Origin of the sequence: Alloalcanivorax gelatiniphagus (genome assembly GCF_005938655.1) — a bacterium.
Taxonomy (GTDB): Bacteria; Pseudomonadota; Gammaproteobacteria; order Pseudomonadales; family Alcanivoracaceae; genus Alloalcanivorax; species Alloalcanivorax gelatiniphagus.
On the sequence record NZ_VCQT01000008.1, the window covers coordinates 40,556 to 61,395 of the forward strand.

The following is a 20,840-nucleotide window of genomic DNA, read 5'->3' on the forward strand; positions in this document are numbered from 1 at the left end:
GGCTGAACTGAATCAGGGAGACGGCCGGTCGCTCCCGGCAAACGGCCGGTCGCCGCCGGCGATGCCGCGCAGGGCGGCGTTCAATGCCTGGTTAAGCCGCTGCAGATTCACCGGCTTGGCGATATGACCGATCATGCCGGCATCGTGGCAAGCGGCGATTTTCTCCGGCACCGCATGGGCGGTAAGCGCGATCACCGGGATCACCGGCAGCCGCCCTTCCCGTTGCAGCCGATGGATGGCACGGGTGGTTTCGAAGCCATCCGGGTCCGGCATCTCACAATCCATCAGCACCAGATCGAAACCGTCCGGGCGGGCCAGCAGGGTGGCCAGCGCCTCGGCGCCGCTTTCCGCGGTTTCGCACTCATGGCCGAGCTTGCGGCACAGCCCCTCCGCCACCAGCAGGTTGACGTGATTGTCGTCGACGATCAGCAGGCGCGCCGCCGGGCCGGTTTCCAGGGCCGGCGCCGTGGGAGCGCGGTCGCCGGTGGCCGCCGCTGGCAGCGGTAAGCGCACCCAGAACAGGGAACCCTGGTATTCCTGGCTTTCCACTCCGATTTGCCCGCCCATGATCTCCGCCAACTGACGGCAGATCGCCAGCCCCAGGCCGCTGCCGCCGTCGGTGTGGTGACGGCGCTGGCCGGAGCCGGCCTGCTGGAAGAAGGTGAACAGCATGGGCAACTGGGCGCTGGCGATACCGATACCGGTGTCGCGGACCTCGAACAGCACATAGTCCCGGTTGGCCTCTTCGCGGCGGGCGCTCACATCGATGGCGCCGTCGTCGGTGAACTTCACCGCGTTGCCGATCAGGTTGACCAGAATCTGCCGCAGCCGCACCGGGTCGCCGACGCAATATTCTCCCAGCGACGGGTCCAGGGTCAGGCGCAGCTCGGTGGCCCGGCTGCGGGCGCTTTGTTGGAACGGGGTGATGCATTCTAGCAGCAGGGCCGGCAGGTCGAAGGGGGTTTGGTCGATGGGCATCTTGCCGGCGTCGAGGCGGGAATAGTCGAGCACATCGTCGATCAGTTCGATCAGCGCGGCGCCGGATTGCTCGATCACGTGCAGGTGGCGGCGCTGGCCGTCGTCCAGGGCGGAATCGCGCAGCATGTCCACGGTGCCGATGATGCTGTTCAGTGGCGTGCGGATCTCGTGGCTGATCACCGCCAGGAATTCGCCCCGGGCACTGAGCGCCGCGTTCAGCTCCCGGGTGCGTTCCTCCACGCGCCGTTCCAGGGCCTCGTTGGTCTCCAGCTGAATCCGCTCATTGTCGCTTTTCAGCGTGGTCATGCGGTGGGCCAGGGCAAGAGAGAGCAGCAGGGCCTCGACGAAGGTCCCCAGTTGCAGGGCGTTCTCGATCATCCAGTGGCCGGGAACCAGGTTGAAGGTTTTGAGAATGTAGATGGCGCCGGTCACCGCCAGGGTGGCGAACGCGATCAGAAAGAACAGCGCCGGGCGGTAGCCCTGGCGGAACTGCCACAGGGCCAGGGCGGCGGCGATAAAGGGCCAGGGGAAGGCGAGGGCCGCCGAGAACTGGATAAAGAAGTCGAAATAGGGGATCGCCAGCGGTGCGCTCAGGGCCACCACCACGGCGCTCAATGTCAGCCACAGGTTCAGGGTCGGCGCCCGTTTACGCAGCTCCAGGAACGAGCAGGAAAACAGCATCGCCAGGGACAGGGTGAGCAGGTTCAACACCGCCAGGGAATATTGGTTCCAGTCCGGGGCGCCGGGCCATAGCCAGCGGTACGCCAGGCCTTCCCGGGCGAACAGATTGATGCCGAAGCTGGCCAGATAGAACACATACCAAAGGTAGCTGGGCTCGCGGATCGACAGAAAGATCAGCAGGTTGAACAGGCACATGATGGCCATGGCGCCAAAATAGAAGCCCTGAAAGAAGCTCAGGCCGCCGTCGGCCAGGTTGAAGCTGTCCGACGAGCGCAGCGACAGGGGAAAATCGATCACGTTCTTGCCGTGCGCCCGGAACAGCAGAAAACGCTTGCTATCCGGGGGCAGGATCAGAGGAAAAACCAACTGATGGTGGGCCAGGGGGCGCTGATCAAAGGGTACCTGGTCGCCGCCGACCCAGTGGTCCAGCAGCTGGCCCCGGGGGTCGAACAGATAAAGGTCAAGCCGGTCCAGGTGGGGGCGGGCGGCGTTCAGGTACCAGCGGTCATCGGCGGATCGGTTGGTCAGCGACAACAAAAACCACTGGTCGCCGTCCCGGAAACCCAGCGTCGGGTAGTTGGCGGTGAGCCGCTGGCCGCCGCCGTCACGCAGCCGCGCCAGGGCCTGGTCCGGGGTCAGCCGCTGGCCCGCCGCGTCCAGCCAGCGCAGCGCCGGTGCCGCTTCGTAGTGCTCCTGCTGGCCGTCCAGGGTGAGGGCGGCGCACGGAGCACCCAGCGCCCCGGCCAACATCACCAGGACGAATCTGAAAAATAGCCGCCTCATTTGATCCCTTCCCCACCGGCTCGCTGCTGAATGTGATCACTGTCACGCTCCTTTTACCGTATTTAACGGGCCTTGCGGAGCAGCGCCAACCCCCTCTGGTCAAATCTTCTTGATCACCAATGCAAAAGGAGACGCATATGAAGGTCAGAATTCTCGGTAAGGCAATGGTACTGTCCTGTTCCCTGGTGGCCGGCGGCGCCTTCGCCGCGGGGCCCTACGTGGGGGCCAACTACAGCCAGATTCAGTACGATAACGACAAGTACGATACCGATACCCTCAAGCTGGACACGGCGGTGGTGCGCGCCGGTTTCGAGTTCAACGACTACCTGGGGCTGGAGGCCCGTGGTGGCATGGGGGTCAGTGAAGATTCCCAGGGTATTCTGGATTTCGATCTGGACCACATGTACGGCGCCTACCTGAAGCTGTCCGCGCCGCTCTCCGAAACCGTTCACCCCTATGTGATCGGTGGCTACACCAAGATGAAAGGCACCGTGAAAGCCGAGGGCACCGTGGCCGGCGTCAACTACTCGGTGGATGACGATGAGCACTATGAGGGCGAATCCTACGGCGCCGGTCTCGATTTCAATCTCACCGACACGGTCGGCGCCAACCTGGAATACATGCGCTACTACGACCAGGACGACGAGGAAATCTCCGGCATCAGCGTGGGCCTGCGCTCCGCCTTCTGACCTCCGGGCAAATCAATCCGACCCCACCGCGCCGGCCCCGTGCCGGCGCTTTCCGTTGCGCGGTCAGGCCGCCCGCTGTTCGAGGATGCGCCGCAGACGCGGCCGCAGGGCGCTGGCCACGCCCAGGGACTTCAGCGTCCAGTAGTGGCCGCCCACCACGCGCTGCACCAGCAGCGTCCGGGAGCTGGGCTGGAACTTGAGCATTTCCTCCCAGGGGGTGGCGCGGGCCTTCTTCACCACGTCCTGGTGCACCCGGGCGGTGGCGAAGTCGTAGGGGGTGTCGGTGACCCCCTGCAGCAGCAACGGTACCCAGGCGTCGTAGAAATCGTCGCCGACCCGGGTGTCGGCGCGGCGCGCACCGATCTCCAGCAGCGCCTGATCCAGCCGCGCCCAGTCCTCCTCCAGGGCGGCGTCGGTGAGCGTGGCCATCAGCGCCACGTCCTCCTCCGGCAGCCGTTTCACGGCGCCGAAATCGTAGAACACGATGCTGCCGTCGGTGCGGAACGCGAAGTTGCCCGGGTGCGGGTCGCAGTGCACCGCGTGCAGCTGGAAAATCTGCCGGGCGAGCAGGTCGAACAGGCGCTCTCCCAGCCGGTTGCGCAGGCTCTGGTCGAAGCCGTTCTGGTCGTTGACCTGATCCAGCGGCGTGCCTTCTTCCAGGCTCAGGGTCAGCACCGTGGCGCCGGACAGCCCGTCGAACACGCGCGGTATCACCACGTCCGTATCGGCGTCGTGGAAGTCGCGGAACTGGCGCAGGTTGTCCGCCTCGCGGTGATAATCCAACTCCTCGTCCAGTTGCTGGCGGATCTCCCGGAACACCGCGTCCAGGGCGCGCTCGTCCACCCGCAGCAGGCTGCCCAGCTTGAGGATGCGCCGCAGGTGTTTCATGTCCGAGTCGATGGAATTTTTCACCGCCGGGTACTGCACCTTCACCACCACCGGCTCGCCCTCCAGGGTGGTGGCCCGGTGCACCTGGCCGATGGAGGCGGCGGCGAACGGCGTTTCCTCAAAGTCCGCGAAACGTTCCGCCACCGGGCCGCCCAGTTCTTTTTCCAACTGGCGGCGGATCACGTGGAAGGGCATGGGGGCGGAGGCATTCTGCAGCACCGCCAGTTGCTCGCTGATTTCCCGGGGCAGCACGTCCTGCATCTGCGAGGCGATCTGTCCCACCTTCATCACCGCCCCTTTCATCTGCCCCAGGGTGGTGGCCACTTCCCGGCCGATATGGCGCATCAACTCCTCGCGGCTGGCCTGGCGGTCCTGGTCCGACTGAAACCAGCCCCGGACCTGCTGGCCCGCCACCCGGGTGGCGATGGAGGTGGTCATGCCGGTGAGTTTCCAGAACCTGCCGCCGGTGGAGGCGGGCCGGTCGCGTTTGGCCATGATCTGCTCACAAGTGGAATCGATGGGGCCAAGACTAGCACGAAAGTTCCGCCCGCCAAGGTGGCGCCAGCGCCCGCACCCGCCGGGCGGGAAATCGCTCCCCAGCCGCCCCGGGCCGTCTTGGTCGCGACTGAAGTCGCTCCTACAACAGGGGGGGGCTGGAAGGGGGGCTTTGGCTGGAGAAAGCAAAGCGATGACGCAAAAAAAGGGGCCCTATCAGGGCCCCGCCAAAGGAGAGTAGGCAGAAAGAATCGAAAGAATCAGGCGTCGGTTTGCTGCTCGGCGTTTCCGGGCTTGCCGGCGCTGGCTTGCTCGCCGGCGGCCAGCAGTTCCTCGAACAGGCGGCGGCCGCGCTCGCGCACGGTGGCCACGGCGCCGGTGCCGGCCAGCAGCAGTTCATTGCTGGTGTCCGCGTCTTCGCCGCGAACCTGCTTGCCGGTGTCCACGCACCGCTCGTACAGCTCATGGCGCTTGTGGGGCGCCTCTTCGATCAGTTTGCGAGCACTCACTACGGTGCTGTCCACCAGGCCACGGCCGGCCAGCAGCAGAGCGGGCTTGCCTTCGGCGCTTTCGCCGTAGGCCTCGGTACCGCTGCGCAGGTACTTCTCGTAGAGTTCCTCGGAACCTTCGCCGGCCTTGCTGTAGGCGCCCAGGCCAGCCAGGTAAACTTTGTTGCCCCATTGACGGGCACGGGTCAGGAAATTCACATCAGCCATACGTTATCCTCCTTAACATCGCTGGCCGCAGCATAGGCCGGGTGCCGGAGAGAAGCTGGTGGGTTGTCGAACAATCCAACAGGCGGTGGCCGGGCGGCCCGCCGGGCTGTGACCCACCTCCCAGGCCGGGCGCCGAGTCCGACGTGGCGGTGAGGCCTGTACGCCCGTACACTCAACGGACGCTCGTAAGGGCCGCGCCTGGCCCCTCCGAACCATCGCGCCACGCCGCGTGATCCAGACGTTTTCATGGTCGAGAAAAGCATCGCATGATCGAAAAAAGCATCGCCAAGGTGCCCAGCCGGATCTGGGCCAGCGGACGCCCCGCCCGCGCCCGGCAGTGGGACGCGGAATTCAATGTGGCCGCCTGGGCACGGCTGTCCGGGCAAGCCGGCACGGTCCAGTTGGTGGTGCGCTACCTGGATGCCCGCAACGACCATGTGGTGCTGGTGGACGCCGCCGAGTCCCGTGGGGACGGCAGTGCGCTGCTGTCCGGCACGGTGCGCCTGCGCTTCACCGATGACGTGGAGCAGGTTCAGCTGTGCCTGCGCCTGTCCGACCCGGCCATGCGCTACGTGGTCGAGGAGCTGTACATGCAGCGCCGTGGCACCGCCCTGCGGCCCCAGGACAAGTTGATTTCCAATTACTGACCGGCCGCCCGGCAGCCGCGCGCGGCGCCCCGCGCTTGCTCTTGCTCTTGCTCTTGTTCCGGCCGTTCGGCCGGTGCTTCCAGATTATCCGTCGCCACCTGCTCACCCACGTCCAGCAAGGATTCAGGCCAGCTCTGGAAGTCCAGGCCGGTCAGACGGTTGAGATTCTCCAATGCCCTTTCCGGGCACTTTTTATCGACTCGGATCACCTTGTTCATGGTTCGGCCACCGCCCCCTCGGTTTCCTGATGGTCGCGGTCAGTCACCGGGATCACTGACCGCCAGGGTTCGGGGAGCCAGAATCGTGCCATTTCCGGATTCTCGATAAAGTCTTTTTTATCAGTGGCTTAGCGGCGACTCCCCGGAGTGGTGGCGGCGTCGGCCGCGTGACTGGACAGGAAGTGACCCACCGCGTCACCCCGATGGCGGCGCAACCGGCCTCGATGATTGGCGATGGCCGGCGCCACGGCCCTTGCCTTGATGTAAAAGGTATAGGTATGGTGATGCCTGGCTGGTCATTTTGGGCCATAGGATAATAAGTATGACGATTCTCAAAATGAGCGCGGAGGATTACACCATCTCCGCCGAATATCTGGCTTTGATGCTGGAATTTCTGGAAAAGCGGGGCATCAGCGAGGAGCAGGCCCTGACCGGGCTGCGCATCGAAGCGGGTTGCTGGCGGGACCCCAAGGCCCGCATCACCGCCGCCGTGTTCGACCGTTTCGCGCGCCGGGCCCTGGCGCTCACCGGCGAGCCCTGGATGGGGTGGGAGCTGGGCGCCTCCATGACGTTGTCTTCCCACGGTTTTCTCGGTTACGCGGCGATGAGCAGCGATACCCTGGGGGACGCCATCGAACTGGCGGTGAAGTTCTTCCGCACCCGCAGCACCATTATCCAGCTGGAAAACTTCAACGATGGCGAGTGGGCGGTGTTGCAGGTCAATGAGATGCTGGCGCTGGGGGACCTGGCGCCGCTGGTGGTGGAGAGCCTGTTTTCCAGCTTCCACTTCATGGCCATGCAGTTGATTCCGGATGTGGAAATTCTCGGCGAACTGCGGTTCTCCTACCCGGAGCCGGACTATTTCGGCCGCCTGCGCGCCTTGATTCCGGTGCCGGTGTTCTTCGATTGCGCCAACAGTCAGATGCGCTTCCCGGCGGAGCGCCTGCAGCGCCGGCTGCGCTTCGCCGACCCCAGGCTGGCGCAGATGGCCGCCGCCCAGTGTGAGCAGGAGATGGAGCAGATCAAGGCGCCGCCGGCGCTGCTGGGGCAGGTGCGGCGCATCATGCTGGCCGGTTCCGGCGGGTTTCCCGGCGTCGAGGACGTGGCCTCGGAGCTGCATATGTCATCGCGCACCCTGAAGCGCAAGCTGCAGCAACTGGGGACCAGTTATCAAACCCTGCTGGACGACCTGCGCAAGGGGCTGGCGGTGGAGTACCTGACCCAGAGCCCCCGGTCGGTGGACGAAATCGCCCTGGCCCTGGGCTATTCCGATGCCTCCAACTTTGCCCGCGCATTCCGGCGCTGGACCGGGCGCAGCCCCTCGGATTACCGGTAGTTCAGGATCAGCTGGGCGAGTGCGCCGCCGAGGCCGCCGAGCAGCAGCGCGATGCTGGCGAGAAAACCGAGCAGGAAGCCGCGTCCGCGTTGGCGAGGCTGGTCCAGGTAGGCGTTGAAATAGAGCTGCCGGCCGACCACGAACAGCAGCCCCAGGGCGGCGGCGGCGCGGGGCTCCAGATACCAGCCGAACAGCCACAGCCCGGGCAGGAACAGCACCAGTTGCTCCACGGTATTGCCGTGGGCGCGCTGGCAGCGCTCGAACATTTCATGGCCTTGCACCGCCGGTGCCCGGATCTGGTACTTGACCCGGGCACGGCCCACCACCACGCTGAACAGTGCGCATTGCAACACGGCGACCGCGGTGATCATCGCTACCCATTCCATGACCTTCCCCCTTGCAAGGTGATGCCTGCCTTCCCTGGTAGCGGATCGGCTTCCCTCTCATGGCCCGGGGCGCGGTGGTATGGTATTGCCCGCTGGGCTGGCCCCGCGTTGCCCGCCTGGCGCGCGGATAGATAGGCGGATAGATAGAGAGTGCCGCTAATTTTTGCGTATCAATGGTACGGGACCACGCCGCCCTTGCCCAGCGCCCCAGATCAACTGTCTTTGCGGATATTTGAGTTATGGCTTCTTTGCACCCGCGCCTGGCCGCCGACACCGGCGAGCTGGGCGAAACCGACCTGTGCTGGTTGCGCTGGATGCGTGACGACCGTTTTCCCTGGCTGATCGTGGTGCCCAAGCGCGATGGACTGCGTGAGTGGCATCATCTGGCGGTGGCCGACCAGCAGCGGCTGCTGGCCACGGTGAACCACCTGGCCGCGGAACTGGAACGGGTCACCGGCGCCGACAAGATCAATCTGGGCGCCCTGGGCAACCTGGTGCCGCAGCTGCATGTGCACGTGATCGCTCGTTTCCAGGGCGATGACTGCTGGCCCGGGCCGGTCTGGGGGCAGGGCACGCCCCGGCCGGTGGAGACCGCGCCGGCCTGGCTTGAGCAGCTGACCCTGCCGGATCAGCGGGACCCGGGCACGGAGCAGGGCGGTGCGCCATGGAACTGATTCCGGTGGCGGTGCAATGCCCCCATTGCTGGGAGCACTTCGAGGCGCTGGTGGACCCGTCCCAGGGCGAGCAGGAATACGTGGAGGATTGCCACGTATGCTGTCAGCCGCTGCTGTTCACGGTGAGCTGGGAGGATCCGGAGACGCCGGTGGTGTCCGCGTCTCCGGAAAACCCCTGAGAGGCAGGGGAGGGGCTAGCGAGAGGGCAGCGGGGTGTCGTCCCCGGCCAGGAAGTCGAGCATTTCCCGGTCGTTGAGCAGGCGCTCGATGGAGCGGCTCAGGATGTCGTTGATCATCGCCTGGTTGCGCTCCGCCGTGGGCGTGAAGGGCAGCTCATGCTGGGTGCTGCTCTTGTAGGTGCCGGTGTGGGTGGTGTCGCCCCGGCGGGCCTCGGCCTGCAGGGTCAGGGTCAGATTGACCCGGTTCACCACCGAGCCTTCCTCCGGCACATAGTCCAGCTGCTCCAGGCGCACTTCCAGGGTGGTGGCGTCACCGCCCGGGTTGAAGGCGTTGTAGCCCAGGCTTTGCAGGCCGCCGCGCACCGCTTCCTCGAGGGCCGCGCGCACGTCATTGGCGGGCATCACCAGGGCGGTGTCCTTGTAAACCCCGCCCCGGGAACCGAACGCCTTCTGCGGCCGTGAATCCACGCCGATCACCTGGACCTGGCTGTTCTGACCGATATTCGCCGGCGTCACCTGCGGCTTCGGGTCAACCTGGATCTGCTGGGGGCTGAGGGCGCAGCCGGTGACCAGCAGCGCCAGGGTGGTCAGGACGAGAAGCTGTTTCATGCCATTCTCCATTTCAGGTGGGAGCCGGGTCATCAATAGGTGCGGCGCAGGGACTCTTCCGCCAATCGTTGCAGGGTTTCCTTGTAACGCGAACCGGGCACCGGCGCCAGTGCTTCCAGGGCCCGGGCGGTGTGTTCGCCGGCGCGCTCGATGGTGTAGCGCAGGCCGCCGCAGTCGTGCACGATCTCGACGATTTCCCGCAGGTGCTCCAGGCCGCCGGTGCGGATGGCGCGCTTGATCAGGTCGGCATGCTGGGGCGCGCCGTGCTGGATCGCATAGATCAGCGGCAGGGTGGGCTTGCCCTCGGCCAGGTCGTCGCCCACGTTCTTGCCCAGTTCGCTGACCTCGCCCTGGTAGTCCAGAACGTCGTCGATCAGCTGGAAGGCAATGCCCAGATGCAGGCCGAAGGTGGCGAACTCGGCGCACAGGTCCGGTTCGGTGCGCGCCCCCAGCACGGCGCCGGTTTCCGCCGCCGCCTCGAACATCTTGGCGGTCTTGTGGTGAATCACCCGCATGTAGCTGTCCTCGGTGGTGTCCGGGTCGCGGGTATTGATCAGCTGCAGCACCTCCCCTTCGGAGATGGTGTTGGTGCTCTGCGAGAGGATTTCCAGCAGACGCTGGTCCTTCAGGGCCACCATCAGCTGCAGGGCGCGGGAAATCAGGAAGTCGCCCACCAGCACGCTGGCGGAGTTGCCCCACACCGCGTTCACCGTGGGCCGGCCCCGGCGCAGGCTGGATTCATCCACCACGTCGTCGTGCAGCAGGGTGGCGGTATGCAAAAACTCGATCACCGCCGCCACGTCCACATGCTGGTCGCCGGTATAGCCGGACGCCCGGGCGCTGAGCAGGCCGACCAGGGGGCGCAACCGCTTGCCGCCGGAATCGACGATGTATTCGCCCACTTCACGGATCAGTGGCACTTCCGTGTTCAGGTGGTGGGTGATGAAGCGGTTCACCGCCTCGAAGTCGTCGGCGACGACGGAACTGATGGCCTTGAAATCCATGGAACGCTATCCAAAAAAGGGGGCGTAAACAGCGGGCAATGCTAGCAGCGGGGCCCGGTCAGTCAAGAAAAGCCATCGCCGGAGGGCCCCGGCCAAAGGGGCTTGAGCGCGGCGCCGGCTTGGCGTACACTTCGCGACCCTGTTTTTCATCATCCGCCGGGCACCGAAAGCGGCCTTCGCCAACACTGAGCGAGCCCGCCCGCGAGGATCTATCCGGAGCAAGTAGATGTACGCAGTCATCAAGACGGGTGGCAAGCAGTACCGCGTTGAAGAGGGTGATACCCTGCGCGTGGAGAAGATCGAAGTGGCCACCGGCGAGACCGTGGAATTCGATCAGGTTCTGCTGGTTGCCGACGGCGACGACGTCAAAGTGGGGCAGCCCCTGCTGGAAGGCGCCAAGGTTTCCGCCGAGGTGGTCGAGCAAGGCCGCCACAAGAAGGTGAAAATCGTCAAATTCCGCCGCCGCAAGCACTCCCGCAAGCAGCAAGGCCATCGCCAGTGGTACACGGCGGTGAAAATCACCGGGATCCAGGGCTGATCCGCAACGCAGCAAGAGGATTGAGACATGGCACATAAAAAAGCCGGTGGTAGTACTCGTAACGGTCGCGACTCCGAAAGTAAACGTCTTGGCGTGAAGCGCTATGGCGGCCAGGAAGTCAAAGCCGGCGAGATCATCATCCGCCAACGTGGTACCCGCTTCCATTCCGGTGTGAACACCGGCATTGGCAAGGACCACACTATCTTCGCCACCGAAGCCGGTCGCGTGAAGTTCGAAACCAAGGGCCCGCTGGGTCGCAAGTATGTGGTGATCGAGCCCGTGGCCTGATCCCTCCGGGATCACGAAAAAGCCCCGCGAGGCTCGGCCCGCGGGGTTTTTTTATGGGCCCCAGAGGGGCCGCTGCAAGCTGCAAGCGGCAAGCTACAGGCAGGCCGTGGCGGCAATGGCCAGTTGAAAGTTAAAAGTTGAAAGTTGAAAGGTCCCACTGAGAGGCCGCCCTGTGGCTTGTAGCTTGAAGCCGCGTGCACGCGGGCACGGCCCCGCCGCCTCCCTGGCCTCTCCCGCGTTTGAACTTTTAACTTTTAACTTTCAACTGGCGTTTGACTGGCACGGCCCCGCCGCCACGCACTGCGCGCCTGCTGCTTGCAGCTGCGCTAGAATACCCATCCACCCGTTTCTGAAGAGTCACCCCATGCAATTCGTCGACGAAGCCACCATTGATGTCCGTGCCGGTAACGGTGGCCACGGCTGCCTGAGTTTCCGGCGCGAAAAGTACGTGGAATTCGGCGGTCCCGATGGCGGTGATGGTGGCGCCGGCGGGCACGTGTACGTGCTGGCCGACAGTAATCTGAACACCCTGGTGGACTATCGCTACGAGCGCAGCTACAAGGCGCGCAACGGCGAGCCCGGCAAGGGCCGGCAGATGACCGGCAAGTCCGCCGAGGACATCTACCTGAAGGTGCCGGTGGGCACCACGGTGGTGGATCTGGACACCGACGAGGTGCTGGCGGACCTGACCCGCGACGGCGAGGCCGTGATGGTGGCCAAGGGTGGCCGTGGCGGCCTGGGCAACGTGCACTTCAAAAGCAGTGTGAACCAGGCGCCGCGCAAGACCACCAACGGCACCCCCGGCGAGGTGCGCCGCCTGCGGCTGGAGCTCAAGGTGCTGGCGGACGTGGGCCTGCTGGGTATGCCCAACGCCGGCAAGAGTACCCTGATCCGGGCGATTTCCGCCGCCAAGCCCAAGGTGGCGGATTACCCGTTCACCACCCTGGTGCCCAACCTGGGCGTGGTGAAGGCGGACCGCTACCGCAGCTTCGTGGTGGCCGACATTCCCGGCCTGATCGAGGGCGCCGCCGAGGGCGCCGGCCTGGGCATCCGTTTCCTCAAGCATCTGGCCCGCACCCGTCTGCTGCTGCATGTGGTGGACATCGCGCCCCTGGACGGCGAGCCGGCGGACCAGATCGACGCCATCGCCGATGAGCTGGACCGGTTCTCGCCGGCCCTGGCGGAGCAGGAGCGCTGGCTGGTGTTCAACAAGATCGACCTGCTGCCCGACCAGGAGGCCGCCGAGCGCGTCGAGGAGATCGTCGCCGAGCTGGGCTGGGAGGGTCCGGTGTTCCGGCTGTCCGCCGCCGCCGGGGTGGGCTGCGAGGAGCTGGTGTACGCGCTGATGAACGCCATCGAGGAGCGCCGCCTGCGCGAGAAGGAAGATCCGGAGTACGCCGCCGAGCAGCGCTCCCTGCGCGAGCGTCTGGAGCAGGAAGCCCGCGAGAAGATCCAGGAGATCAAGCGCGTCAACCGGGCTGCCCGGGACAATGACGACAACGATGATGACGACGACGATCACGACGTGGAGATCGTCTATGAGCGCTAGGTGGGTGATCAAGATCGGCAGCGCCCTGCTTACCAATGACGGGCGCGGCCTGGATCGTGATCTGATGCAGGTGTGGGTGGATCAGATGGTGGCGCTGCGGGCCGCCGGCATCGAGCCCATCGTGGTGTCCTCCGGCGCCGTGGCCGAGGGCATGACCCGGCTGGGCTGGGCGCGCCGGCCGGAATCCATCCACGAGCAGCAGGCCGCCGCCGCGGTGGGGCAGATGGGCCTGGTGCAGGCCTGGGAAAGCTGCTTCCGCAAGCACGACCTGCACACCGCCCAGGTGTTGCTCACCCACGATGACCTGTCCGACCGCAAGCGCTACCTGAACGCGCGCAGCACCTTGCTGACCCTGCTCGGCTTCTCGGTGGTGCCGGTGGTCAACGAAAACGACACCGTGGTCACCGACGAGATCCGCTTCGGCGATAACGACACCCTGGCGGCCCTGGTGGCCAACCTGGTGGAGGCGGATCGGCTGGTGATTCTCACCGACCAGGAAGGGCTGTTCGACGCCGACCCCCGGCAGAACCCGGCGGCCACCCTGATCCGCGAGGCGCGCGCCTCCGATCCGGCCATTGCGCTGATGGCCGGCGGTGGCGGTTCCGGTCTGGGCCGTGGCGGCATGGCCACCAAGGTGCGTGCCGCCGGGCTGGCGGCGCGCTCCGGCGCCATGACCACCATTGCCTCCGGTCGTCGTCCGGAGGTGCTGGCGGAGCTGTGCGCCGGGGCGGCGCCGGGCACCACCCTGATGCCGGACACCTCACCGATGAACGCCCGCAAGCAGTGGCTGGCCGGGCATCTGCGCATGCGTGGCCGGGTGGTGCTGGACGCCGGCGCGGTGCGCCGGTTGCGTGAGTCCGGCTCCAGCCTGCTGCCGGTGGGGGTGGTGGATGTGTTCGGGCAGTTTTCCCGGGGGGAGATGGTGGCCTGCGAGGACGAGAACGGCGGGCGCGTGGCCTGCGGCCTGGTCAACTACGACGCCGCCGATGCGCGGCGGCTGTGCCGCAAGAAGAGCCACGAAATCGCCGACGTGCTGGGCTTTATGAACGAGGAAGAGCTGATCCACCGGGACAATCTGGTGGTACTGGATCGCGGCTGAGGCGCGGCGTTCCGCTTTGGTCGGGGTCAATCTCCAGCCATAAAAAAACCGGCCACAGGCCGGTTTTTTTGTCGAGCGCTGAAATCGCGTCGATCAGGCCGCCATGGCCTTGATCTTGGCGTTCAGGCGGCTCTTGTGGCGCGCGGCCTTGTTCGGGTGAAACTTGCCCTTGCGGGTGGCCTTGTCCAGCACAGAGGTCGCCTTCTGGAATGCTTCCTGTGCGGCGCCTTGGTCGCCGGAGGCAATGGCCGCGTTCACCTTCTTGAGGTACGTACGCACCATGGAACGCATCGCGGCGTTGTGCTGACGACGCGTTTCCGCCTGACGCGCGCGTTTGCGTGCTTGCGGTGAGTTAGCCAAGGTCCTGCTCCTGTCTTGTTTCTGACCGGCCCGGAAAAGGGCGGATCAATCTGCTTGATTCGGTGAAACCGGGACGCACGAAGCCCGTGGGCCGGTTTGAAGGTGCGCAATGATGCCGATCCGTACCTGAGAAGTCAATAATAAACCGTTTATTAAGCCGGTGCCGGGCCGGGCCCGGGGGACGCGCGGCCTTATTGGCGCGCCGTGGCCCCTGCTTCTGGCGGGCCGGCGGCGCTTTGGGTACCCTTGGCCGGTTTCACGGAGACCCGGGAATGGACGAGCAGGCGACGAAAGGCAAAAAAGGCGGATTGCTGGCCTCCACCCTGGTGGTCAGCGCCATGACGCTGCTCTCCCGGGTGCTGGGGCTGGTGCGCGACGTGGTGCTGGCGCGCCTGCTCGGCGTCTCCGCCGGCACCGATGCCTTCTTCGTGGCCTTCCGCATCCCCAATTTTCTGCGCCGGCTGTTCGCCGAGGGGGCCTTTAACCAGGCCTTCGTGCCGGTGCTCAGCGAATACCGTACCCGGGCCCGGGACCAGGGCAGCCTGGCGGCCACCCGGCTGCTGATCGACCGGGTCGCCGGCACCCTGGGCGGCACCGTGGCGCTGGTCACCCTGGCCGGGGTACTGGGGGCGCCGCTGCTGATCTGGGTGTTCGCCCCCGGTTTCGGCGACGACCCGCATAAAAGGGCGCTGGCGGTGGAAATGCTGCGGCTGACCTTTCCCTATCTGTTCTTTATCGCCCTGACCGCCTTCGCCGGCTCCATTCTCAATACCTGGAACCGCTTCGCGGTGCCGGCGTTCACGCCGGTGCTGCTCAATCTCAGCCTGATCGGCAGCGCGCTCTACCTGGCGCCGCATTTCGCCGAGGGCCGCATGGCCGTGGCGCTGGCCTGGGGGGTGCTGATCGCCGGCATCGTGCAGTTGCTGTTCCAGTTGCCGTTTCTCGCCCGCCTGAGCCTGATGCCGGTGCCGCGCATGGCCTGGCGCGACCCGGGGGTGCGCCGCATCCTGCGGTTGATGGCGCCGGCCATGTTCGGGGTGTCGGTGAGCCAGATCAACCTGTTGCTGGACACGGTGCTGGCGTCGTTGCTGCAGACCGGCTCGGTGACCTGGCTGTACTATTCCGACCGGCTCACGGAACTGCCCCTGGGGGTGTTCGCCATCGCCATCGGCACCGTGATCCTGCCCAGCCTGTCCGGCAAGCACGCCGGCGATGACTCGCGGGCGTTCCAGCGTACCCTGGACTGGGCCCTGCGCCTGGTGCTGCTGATCGGCGTGCCGGCGGCGCTGGCCCTGGCGGTGATCGCCGAGCCGCTGCTCGCCACCCTGTTCCGCCACGGTGAATTCACCGCCAACGACGTGCTGCGGTCGGCGGAGTCCCTGCGCGCCTACAGCGCCGGTCTGGTGGCGTTCATGCTGATCAAGGTGCTGGCGCCGGGCTATTTTGCCCGCCAGGACACCAAAACGCCGGTGAAAATCGGTGTGGTGGCCATGGTCGCCAACATGGTGTTCAACCTGATTCTGGTGTGGCCGTTGCAGCACGCCGGGCTGGCGCTGGCCACCTCTTTGTCGGCCTGGCTGAACGCCGGGTTGCTGTATCTGGGCCTGCGCCGGACCGGGGTGTTCGAGCCGCTGGCCGGCTGGGGCCGGCACTGGCTGCGGCTGTTGCTCGCCGGCGGCGCCATGGTGGCGGTGATTCAGTGGCTGGCCGGCCGTGCCGGGATCTGGTTGCAGGGCGGGCTGACCGAACGGGTGGCCTGGCTGGCCCTGATCGTGGTCACCGGGATGCTGGTTTATCTGCTGGTGTTGGTGATTCTCGGCCTCAGACCTCGCCACCTGCGCCGATGATTTCTATAATCGGCGCTCTTTTCTTCCGGACGCGCGGGCGACACGCCTCCGGGAAGGCGACGAGGACGGAATGCGACTGATTCGCGGCATTCATAATCTGAGGCCGGCGCACCGGGGCTGCGTGGCCACCATCGGCAATTTTGATGGCGTGCATCTGGGCCACCAGCGCATCCTGGCGCAGGTGATCGAACAGGCCCGTGCCCGTGGCAAACTCGCCACGGTGATGCTGTTCGAGCCCCAGCCCCAGGAGTTTTTCACCCCACAACAGGCGCCGGCCCGGTTGATGAGTCTGCGCGACAAGCTGATCGCGTTGCGCGAGCAGGGCGTCGATCAGGTACTCTGTGCCCGCTTCACCGAGGGTTTCCGCAGCCTTACCGCGGAAGCCTTTGTTCGTGATTTGCTGGTGGGGGGGCTGGGCATCGACTATCTGGTGGTGGGCGATGACTTCCGCTTCGGGTGCGGCCGCGACGGCGATTTCGAGTACTTGCGCCGGGCCGGCGAGAGCTTCGGCTTCGCGGTCACCGACACCCCCACCTGCCAGGTGGACGGCGAGCGGGTGTCCAGCACCCGGGTGCGGGCGGCCCTGGAGAGCGGTGATTTCGCCCTGGCCGAGCGCCTGCTGGGGCGGCCCTACCGGATCAGCGGCCGGGTACGCCACGGTGACAAGATCGGCCGTACCCTGGACATGCCGACCGTGAACCTGGCGCTCAAGCGGCCGGTGTCGCCGCTGCAGGGGGTGTTCGCGGTGCGCGTCAGCGGCGCCGGCCTGGAGCGCCACCCGGGGGCCGCCAATCTGGGCACGCGGCCGGCGGTGAACGGCCGCGAGAATCGCCTGGAAGTGCACCTGCTGGATTACAGCGGTGACCTGTACGACCACCACCTGAGCGTGGATTTTCACCATTTCGTGCGCCCGGAAACGAACTTTGACAGCCTGGACCAGCTCAAGACCGCCATGCGGCGGGACCTGGAGCAGGTAAAAGCCTTTTTTGCACAAGACGACGGACTATGACGGACTACAAGGCGACGCTGAACCTTCCCCATACCGACTTTCCCATGAAAGCCGGTCTGTCCACCCGTGAACCGGAGCGGCTGGCGCAATGGCGCCAGCAGGATCTGTACCGGAAGATGCGCGAGGCCGCCGCCGGCCGTCCCAAGTTCGTGCTGCATGACGGCCCTCCCTACGCCAATGGCTCGATTCACATTGGGCACTCCATCAACAAGGTGCTCAAGGACGTGGTGGTCAAGGCACGGGGCTTCGAAGGCTTTGATGCCCCCTATGTGCCGGGCTGGGACTGCCACGGTCTGCCCATCGAGCACAAGGTGGAGCAGAAGGTGGGCAAGGCCGGCCACAAGGTGGACGCCCGCACCTTCCGTGAGGAGTGCCGGGCCTATGCCGCCCAGCAGCTGGAAGGGCAGAAGCAGGACTTTATCCGCCTGGGTGTGTTCGGCGACTGGGACAACCCCTACCTGACCATGAACTTCGACACCGAGGCGAACATCATCCGCGCGCTCGGCAAGATCGTCGACAAAGGCCTGCTGACCAAGGGCTTCAAGCCGGTGCACTGGTGCCTGGACTGCGCCTCCGCCCTGGCGGAAGCGGAAGTGGAATACCAGGACAAGAAATCCCCGGCCATCGACGTGGCCTTCGTCGCCGTGGACGCGGCGGACTTCACCGCCCGCACCGGCGTGGAAGCCACCGCCCCGGCGCTGGTGATCTGGACCACCACCCCCTGGACCCTGCCCGCCAACCAGGCGGTGGCGGTGCACCCGGAAGTGGACTACGTGCTGCTCAGCGGCGAGCAGGACGGCCGCGCCCGGCAGCTGGTGGTGGCCGAGGCGCTGGCCGACAGCGCGGTGGAGCGCTACGGCCTGGAGCGGGTCGAGCGTTCCCAGCCGTTCCAAGGTCAGTTGCTGGAAAACCTGCAACTGCGTCACCCGTTCCTGGAGCGGGTGGTACCGGTGGTGCTGGGTGAACACGTCACCGTGGACGCCGGCACCGGCTGCGTGCACACCGCGCCGGGCCACGGCGAGGACGACTTCGCGGTGGGCAAGCGCTACGGCCTGGAAGTGGACAGCCCGGTGCAGGACAACGGCGTGTTCCGTGACGACCTGCCGGTGGTCGGCGGCCTGCACGTGAACAAGGCCAACGGCCCGGTGATCGACGCGCTCAAGGAACACGACGTGCTGATCGCCAAGCGGAGCATCACCCACAGCTACCCGCACTGCTGGCGCCACAAGACGCCGATCATCTTTCGCGCCACCGCCCAGTGGTTTATCGGCCTGGGCGAAAGCGGTCTGCTGGCCCGCGCCCGCGAGGAAGTGAAAAAGGTCACCTGGACCCCGGATTGGGGCCAGGCGCGCATGGAAGGCATGCTGCGGGACCGGCCGGACTGGTGTATCTCCCGGCAGCGCACCTGGGGCGTGCCGATCGCCCTGTTCGTGGACAAGGCCACCTCGGAGCCGCACCCGGACACCCCGCGCCTGATCGAGGAAGTGGCCAAGCGGGTGGAGAAGGAAGGCATCGAGGCCTGGTTCCAACTGGACCCGGTGGAGCTGCTGGGCGACGACGCCGAGCGCTACAGCAAGGTCACCGATGTGCTGGACGTGTGGTTCGACTCCGGCACCACCCATTTCTCGGTGCTCGAGCAGCGCCCGGAACTGACGGTGCCCGCGGATCTCTATCTGGAAGGCTCCGACCAGCACCGTGGCTGGTTCCAGTCGTCGCTGCTCACCGGCACCGCGATCCGCGACGCGGCCCCCTACAAGGGCGTGCTCACCCACGGTTTCACCGTGGACGAGCAGGGCCGCAAGATGTCCAAGTCCCTGGGCAACGTGATTCCTCCCCAGGATGTATGGAACGAACTGGGCGCCGACATCCTGCGGCTGTGGATCGCCTCCACGGACTACCGGGGCGAAATGACGGTGTCCAAGAACATCTTCAAGCAGGTGGCGGACAGCTACCGGCGCATCCGCAATACCGCCCGCTTCCTGCTGTCCAACCTGAATGGCTTCGACCCGGCGGCCAACGCGGTGGCGCCGGAGAACATGCTGGCCCTGGACCGTTGGGCGGTGGCCCGGGCCGCCCAGCTGCAGGACGAGCTGCGGGAGCTGTACAACGGCTACCAGTTCCATCAGGTCTACCAGCGGCTGCACAACTTCTGCGCCCTTGAGCTGGGTGGTTTCTACCTGGACATCATCAAGGACCGCCAGTACACCACCCGCGAGGACTCGGTGGCGCGGCGCTCCTGCCAGACCGCCCTGTACCACATCGCCCAGGCGCTGGCGCGCTGGATGGCGCCGGTGCTCAGCTTCACCGCCGAGGAAATCCACGAGCACCTGCCCGGCGAAAAAGCGGATTCCGTGTTCCTGACCACCTGGTACGACGGCCTGTTCGGGCTGCCGGCGGACGCCGCCATGGACCTGGCGTTCTGGGAGCGGGTGCAGGCGGTCAAACAGGCGGTCAACAAGGCCATCGAGGAAGCCCGCAACCGCAAGGAACTGCGCGCCAACCTGGCCGCCGACGCCACCCTGTACGTGGACGACACCCTGGGCGGCCTGCTGGGCCGTCTTGGCGACGAGCTGCGCTTCGTCACCATCACCTCCACCGCCACCCTGGCGCCGCTCAGCGAAGCGCCGGCGGATCTGGAGGACAGCGCGGTATCCGGGCTCAAGGTGCGGGTGGCGCCGTCGCCGCACGCCAAATGCGCCCGTTGCTGGCACCACCGGGAGGACGTGGGCGTGGACCCGGCCCATCCGGATATCTGCGGCCGCTGCGTGACCAACGTGGAAGGCCCCGGCGAGGAACGGGACTATGCGTGACATTCAGGGAGGGCGTAATACCCAGGGGGCGCGTGATACCCAGGGAAGCCACTCCGCCCTGGCCTCGGCCCGGGGCCTGCCCGGGCAGCTGAACTGGCTGTGGCTGACGGTGCTGGTGATCGCCCTTGATCAGCTGACCAAGCACTGGATCGTGGCCCGCTTCGAGCTGTACGAGCGCCTGGAGATCCTGCCGGTGTTCAATCTGACCCTGGCCTACAACACCGGCGCCGCCTTCAGCTTCCTGGCCGGTGCCGGCGGCTGGCAGCGCTGGTTTTTCGCCGTGGTGGCCCTGGTCGCGGCGGTGCTGATCCTGAGCTGGCTGCGCAAACTGAAAACCGAGCGCATGCAGGGGGCGGCGCTGGCACTGATCCTGGGCGGTGCCCTGGGCAACCTCTACGACCGGGTGGTGCTGGGGCATGTGGTGGATTTTCTCGATTTCTATTGGGGAAATTACCACTTCCCGGCCTTTAATATCGCCGACAGCGCCATCACCTTGGGGGCCATACTGATCATTCTCGACATGCTGCTGGGAGGGCGTCGCGCCCATGACTGACCACCTGCGGGTCGGCCCGCAAACCCGGGTGACCCTGCATTTCGCGGTCCATCTGATGGACGGCACCGAAATGGACAGCACCTTTGGCGGCGAGCCGGCCTCGTTTTCCTGGGGCGACGGTTCCCTGTTGCCCGGTTTTGAAAAGGCGATCCTGGGGCTGCGCCCCGGCGATAAACGCAGTGTCTTCATCGATGCCCAGGCCGGGTTCGGTGACTACAACGAGCAGAACGTCCAGCACTTCAAACGCGCCACCTTCGCCGCCGATGAACTGCAACCGGGCACCGTCATGAACTTCGCCGACGCCGCCGGGGCCGAGCTGCCCGGCGTGGTCACCGGCCTGGACGAGGAATGGGTGACGGTGGACTTCAACCACCCCCTGGCCGGCCGCGATCTGACCTTCCGGGTGGAGATCATCGCCGTCGAGCACGACGCGCCGGAGCAGGTGGTCCGCCTCAACTGAGCCCATGATCGCGGCTCCTGTCCGGGCCGCGATCCCCGTCCTGT

The 20,840-nt window shown here is 66.0% G+C and carries 22 protein-coding genes; 14 read left to right on the forward strand and 8 right to left on the reverse strand.

The window, feature by feature from the left end:
- Window positions 1–12: 12 nt before the first annotated feature.
- Window positions 13–2,442 carry a hybrid sensor histidine kinase/response regulator gene (locus tag FGS76_RS01315; protein ID WP_240692349.1) on the reverse strand — a complete coding sequence of 810 codons (2,430 nt, stop codon included), beginning with the start codon at window positions 2,440–2,442 and terminating at the stop codon, window positions 13–15.
- 137 nt (window positions 2,443–2,579) lie between these two features.
- Between FGS76_RS01315 and FGS76_RS01320 the strand changes: the two genes are divergently transcribed.
- A complete protein-coding gene (locus FGS76_RS01320) occupies window positions 2,580–3,131 on the forward strand; it encodes a porin family protein (protein WP_138770819.1) in 552 nt (183 codons plus the stop codon).
- A 63-nt stretch (window positions 3,132–3,194) separates the two neighbouring features.
- Here FGS76_RS01320 and FGS76_RS01325 read toward each other — a convergent pair whose 3' ends face one another.
- The gene (locus FGS76_RS01325; RefSeq protein WP_138770820.1) at window positions 3,195–4,514 is read right to left on the reverse strand and encodes an ABC1 kinase family protein; all 1,320 of its coding nucleotides are present in this window, start codon (window positions 4,512–4,514) and stop codon (window positions 3,195–3,197) included.
- 260 nt (window positions 4,515–4,774) lie between these two features.
- Window positions 4,775–5,230 carry a hypothetical protein gene (locus FGS76_RS01330; RefSeq protein WP_138770821.1) on the reverse strand — a complete coding sequence of 152 codons (456 nt, stop codon included), beginning with the start codon at window positions 5,228–5,230 and terminating at the stop codon, window positions 4,775–4,777.
- A 266-nt stretch (window positions 5,231–5,496) separates the two neighbouring features.
- Between FGS76_RS01330 and FGS76_RS01335 the strand changes: the two genes are divergently transcribed.
- On the forward strand, window positions 5,497–5,877 hold the full coding sequence (locus FGS76_RS01335; protein WP_138770822.1) for a hypothetical protein: 381 nt from the start codon (window positions 5,497–5,499) through the stop codon (window positions 5,875–5,877).
- Here the strand turns inward: FGS76_RS01335 and FGS76_RS01340 are convergent.
- Entirely contained in the window at window positions 5,871–6,095 is a 225-nt protein-coding gene (locus FGS76_RS01340; RefSeq protein ID WP_138770823.1) for a hypothetical protein, read from the reverse strand. The genes FGS76_RS01335 and FGS76_RS01340 overlap by 7 nt on opposite strands.
- Before the next feature lie 322 nt (window positions 6,096–6,417).
- On the opposite strand from FGS76_RS01340, the gene FGS76_RS01345 reads away from it, so the two are divergent.
- The gene (locus tag FGS76_RS01345) at window positions 6,418–7,431 is read left to right on the forward strand and encodes an AraC family transcriptional regulator (RefSeq protein WP_138770824.1); all 1,014 of its coding nucleotides are present in this window, start codon (window positions 6,418–6,420) and stop codon (window positions 7,429–7,431) included.
- Here the strand turns inward: FGS76_RS01345 and FGS76_RS01350 are convergent.
- Window positions 7,422–7,817, reverse strand: coding sequence for an MAPEG family protein (locus FGS76_RS01350; protein WP_138770825.1), 396 nt, complete (start codon window positions 7,815–7,817; stop codon window positions 7,422–7,424). The genes FGS76_RS01345 and FGS76_RS01350 overlap by 10 nt on opposite strands.
- A gap of 239 nt (window positions 7,818–8,056) precedes the next feature.
- Here FGS76_RS01350 and FGS76_RS01355 point away from each other — a divergent pair, with 239 nt between their 5' ends.
- Both FGS76_RS01355 and FGS76_RS01360 read left to right on the forward strand, forming a co-directional pair.
- Window positions 8,057–8,491 (forward strand): HIT domain-containing protein, encoded by a 435-nt coding sequence (locus FGS76_RS01355; protein ID WP_138770826.1) that lies wholly within the window; start codon window positions 8,057–8,059, stop codon window positions 8,489–8,491.
- Window positions 8,482–8,670, forward strand: coding sequence for a CPXCG motif-containing cysteine-rich protein (locus FGS76_RS01360; protein ID WP_138770827.1), 189 nt, complete (start codon window positions 8,482–8,484; stop codon window positions 8,668–8,670). The genes FGS76_RS01355 and FGS76_RS01360 overlap by 10 nt, the downstream gene beginning before the upstream one ends.
- Window positions 8,671–8,685: 15 nt before the next feature.
- On the opposite strand, the gene FGS76_RS01365 is transcribed toward FGS76_RS01360, so the two are convergent.
- Window positions 8,686–9,279 carry a YajG family lipoprotein gene (locus FGS76_RS01365; RefSeq protein ID WP_138770828.1) on the reverse strand — a complete coding sequence of 198 codons (594 nt, stop codon included), beginning with the start codon at window positions 9,277–9,279 and terminating at the stop codon, window positions 8,686–8,688.
- 32 nt (window positions 9,280–9,311) lie between these two features.
- A complete protein-coding gene (locus tag FGS76_RS01370; protein WP_138770829.1) occupies window positions 9,312–10,283 on the reverse strand; it encodes a polyprenyl synthetase family protein in 972 nt (323 codons plus the stop codon).
- A gap of 226 nt (window positions 10,284–10,509) precedes the next feature.
- On the opposite strand from FGS76_RS01370, the gene rplU reads away from it, so the two are divergent.
- The 4 genes from rplU to proB all read left to right on the forward strand — a co-directional run bounded on the left by rplU (window position 10,510) and on the right by proB (window position 13,757).
- Window positions 10,510–10,821: a 50S ribosomal protein L21 gene (rplU, locus tag FGS76_RS01375; RefSeq protein WP_138770830.1), complete on the forward strand. Its 312-nt coding sequence runs from the start codon at window positions 10,510–10,512 to the stop codon at window positions 10,819–10,821.
- Between the two features lie 27 nt (window positions 10,822–10,848).
- A complete protein-coding gene (gene rpmA / locus FGS76_RS01380; RefSeq protein ID WP_138770831.1) occupies window positions 10,849–11,109 on the forward strand; it encodes a 50S ribosomal protein L27 in 261 nt (86 codons plus the stop codon).
- A 364-nt stretch (window positions 11,110–11,473) separates the two neighbouring features.
- Window positions 11,474–12,658: an Obg family GTPase CgtA gene (cgtA, locus tag FGS76_RS01385; protein ID WP_138770832.1), complete on the forward strand. Its 1,185-nt coding sequence runs from the start codon at window positions 11,474–11,476 to the stop codon at window positions 12,656–12,658.
- Window positions 12,648–13,757: a glutamate 5-kinase gene (gene proB, locus FGS76_RS01390; protein ID WP_138770833.1), complete on the forward strand. Its 1,110-nt coding sequence runs from the start codon at window positions 12,648–12,650 to the stop codon at window positions 13,755–13,757. Before cgtA ends, proB begins: the two co-directional genes overlap by 11 nt.
- A gap of 93 nt (window positions 13,758–13,850) precedes the next feature.
- Here proB and rpsT read toward each other — a convergent pair whose 3' ends face one another.
- Window positions 13,851–14,117, reverse strand: coding sequence for a 30S ribosomal protein S20 (rpsT, locus tag FGS76_RS01395; RefSeq protein WP_138770834.1), 267 nt, complete (start codon window positions 14,115–14,117; stop codon window positions 13,851–13,853).
- A gap of 272 nt (window positions 14,118–14,389) precedes the next feature.
- Between rpsT and murJ the strand changes: the two genes are divergently transcribed.
- The 5 genes from murJ (at window position 14,390) to FGS76_RS01420 (ending at window position 20,796) form a co-directional block, all read left to right on the forward strand.
- Window positions 14,390–15,964: a murein biosynthesis integral membrane protein MurJ gene (gene murJ, locus FGS76_RS01400; RefSeq protein WP_138770835.1), complete on the forward strand. Its 1,575-nt coding sequence runs from the start codon at window positions 14,390–14,392 to the stop codon at window positions 15,962–15,964.
- Between the two features lie 70 nt (window positions 15,965–16,034).
- Window positions 16,035–16,973 carry a bifunctional riboflavin kinase/FAD synthetase gene (gene ribF, locus FGS76_RS01405; RefSeq protein WP_138770836.1) on the forward strand — a complete coding sequence of 313 codons (939 nt, stop codon included), beginning with the start codon at window positions 16,035–16,037 and terminating at the stop codon, window positions 16,971–16,973.
- On the forward strand, window positions 16,970–19,783 hold the full coding sequence (gene ileS, locus FGS76_RS01410) for an isoleucine--tRNA ligase (RefSeq protein WP_138770837.1): 2,814 nt from the start codon (window positions 16,970–16,972) through the stop codon (window positions 19,781–19,783). Before ribF ends, ileS begins: the two co-directional genes overlap by 4 nt.
- Entirely contained in the window at window positions 19,776–20,336 is a 561-nt protein-coding gene (gene lspA, locus FGS76_RS01415; protein WP_138770838.1) for a signal peptidase II, read from the forward strand. Before ileS ends, lspA begins: the two co-directional genes overlap by 8 nt.
- Window positions 20,329–20,796 (forward strand): FKBP-type peptidyl-prolyl cis-trans isomerase, encoded by a 468-nt coding sequence (locus FGS76_RS01420; RefSeq protein ID WP_138770839.1) that lies wholly within the window; start codon window positions 20,329–20,331, stop codon window positions 20,794–20,796. Before lspA ends, FGS76_RS01420 begins: the two co-directional genes overlap by 8 nt.
- The last annotated feature ends 44 nt before the right edge of the window (window positions 20,797–20,840 follow it).

Bases quoted from the DNA above. Each gene is read 5' to 3' on its own strand.
- FGS76_RS01315 (WP_240692349.1), bottom strand. From the start codon at position 2,442: ATGAGGCGGCTATTTTTCAGATTCGTCCTGGTGATGTTGGCCGGGGCG.
- FGS76_RS01320 (WP_138770819.1), top strand. From the start codon at position 2,580: ATGAAGGTCAGAATTCTCGGTAAGGCAATGGTACTGTCCTGTTCCCTG.
- FGS76_RS01325 (WP_138770820.1), bottom strand. From the start codon at position 4,514: ATGGCCAAACGCGACCGGCCCGCCTCCACCGGCGGCAGGTTCTGGAAA.
- FGS76_RS01330 (WP_138770821.1), bottom strand. From the start codon at position 5,230: ATGGCTGATGTGAATTTCCTGACCCGTGCCCGTCAATGGGGCAACAAA.
- FGS76_RS01335 (WP_138770822.1), top strand. From the start codon at position 5,497: ATGATCGAAAAAAGCATCGCCAAGGTGCCCAGCCGGATCTGGGCCAGC.
- FGS76_RS01340 (WP_138770823.1), bottom strand. From the start codon at position 6,095: ATGAACAAGGTGATCCGAGTCGATAAAAAGTGCCCGGAAAGGGCATTG.
- FGS76_RS01345 (WP_138770824.1), top strand. From the start codon at position 6,418: ATGACGATTCTCAAAATGAGCGCGGAGGATTACACCATCTCCGCCGAA.
- FGS76_RS01350 (WP_138770825.1), bottom strand. From the start codon at position 7,817: ATGGAATGGGTAGCGATGATCACCGCGGTCGCCGTGTTGCAATGCGCA.
- FGS76_RS01355 (WP_138770826.1), top strand. From the start codon at position 8,057: ATGGCTTCTTTGCACCCGCGCCTGGCCGCCGACACCGGCGAGCTGGGC.
- FGS76_RS01360 (WP_138770827.1), top strand. From the start codon at position 8,482: ATGGAACTGATTCCGGTGGCGGTGCAATGCCCCCATTGCTGGGAGCAC.
- FGS76_RS01365 (WP_138770828.1), bottom strand. From the start codon at position 9,279: ATGAAACAGCTTCTCGTCCTGACCACCCTGGCGCTGCTGGTCACCGGC.
- FGS76_RS01370 (WP_138770829.1), bottom strand. From the start codon at position 10,283: ATGGATTTCAAGGCCATCAGTTCCGTCGTCGCCGACGACTTCGAGGCG.
- rplU (WP_138770830.1), top strand. From the start codon at position 10,510: ATGTACGCAGTCATCAAGACGGGTGGCAAGCAGTACCGCGTTGAAGAG.
- rpmA (WP_138770831.1), top strand. From the start codon at position 10,849: ATGGCACATAAAAAAGCCGGTGGTAGTACTCGTAACGGTCGCGACTCC.
- cgtA (WP_138770832.1), top strand. From the start codon at position 11,474: ATGCAATTCGTCGACGAAGCCACCATTGATGTCCGTGCCGGTAACGGT.
- proB (WP_138770833.1), top strand. From the start codon at position 12,648: ATGAGCGCTAGGTGGGTGATCAAGATCGGCAGCGCCCTGCTTACCAAT.
- murJ (WP_138770835.1), top strand. From the start codon at position 14,390: ATGGACGAGCAGGCGACGAAAGGCAAAAAAGGCGGATTGCTGGCCTCC.
- ribF (WP_138770836.1), top strand. From the start codon at position 16,035: ATGCGACTGATTCGCGGCATTCATAATCTGAGGCCGGCGCACCGGGGC.
- ileS (WP_138770837.1), top strand. From the start codon at position 16,970: ATGACGGACTACAAGGCGACGCTGAACCTTCCCCATACCGACTTTCCC.
- lspA (WP_138770838.1), top strand. From the start codon at position 19,776: ATGCGTGACATTCAGGGAGGGCGTAATACCCAGGGGGCGCGTGATACC.
- FGS76_RS01420 (WP_138770839.1), top strand. From the start codon at position 20,329: ATGACTGACCACCTGCGGGTCGGCCCGCAAACCCGGGTGACCCTGCAT.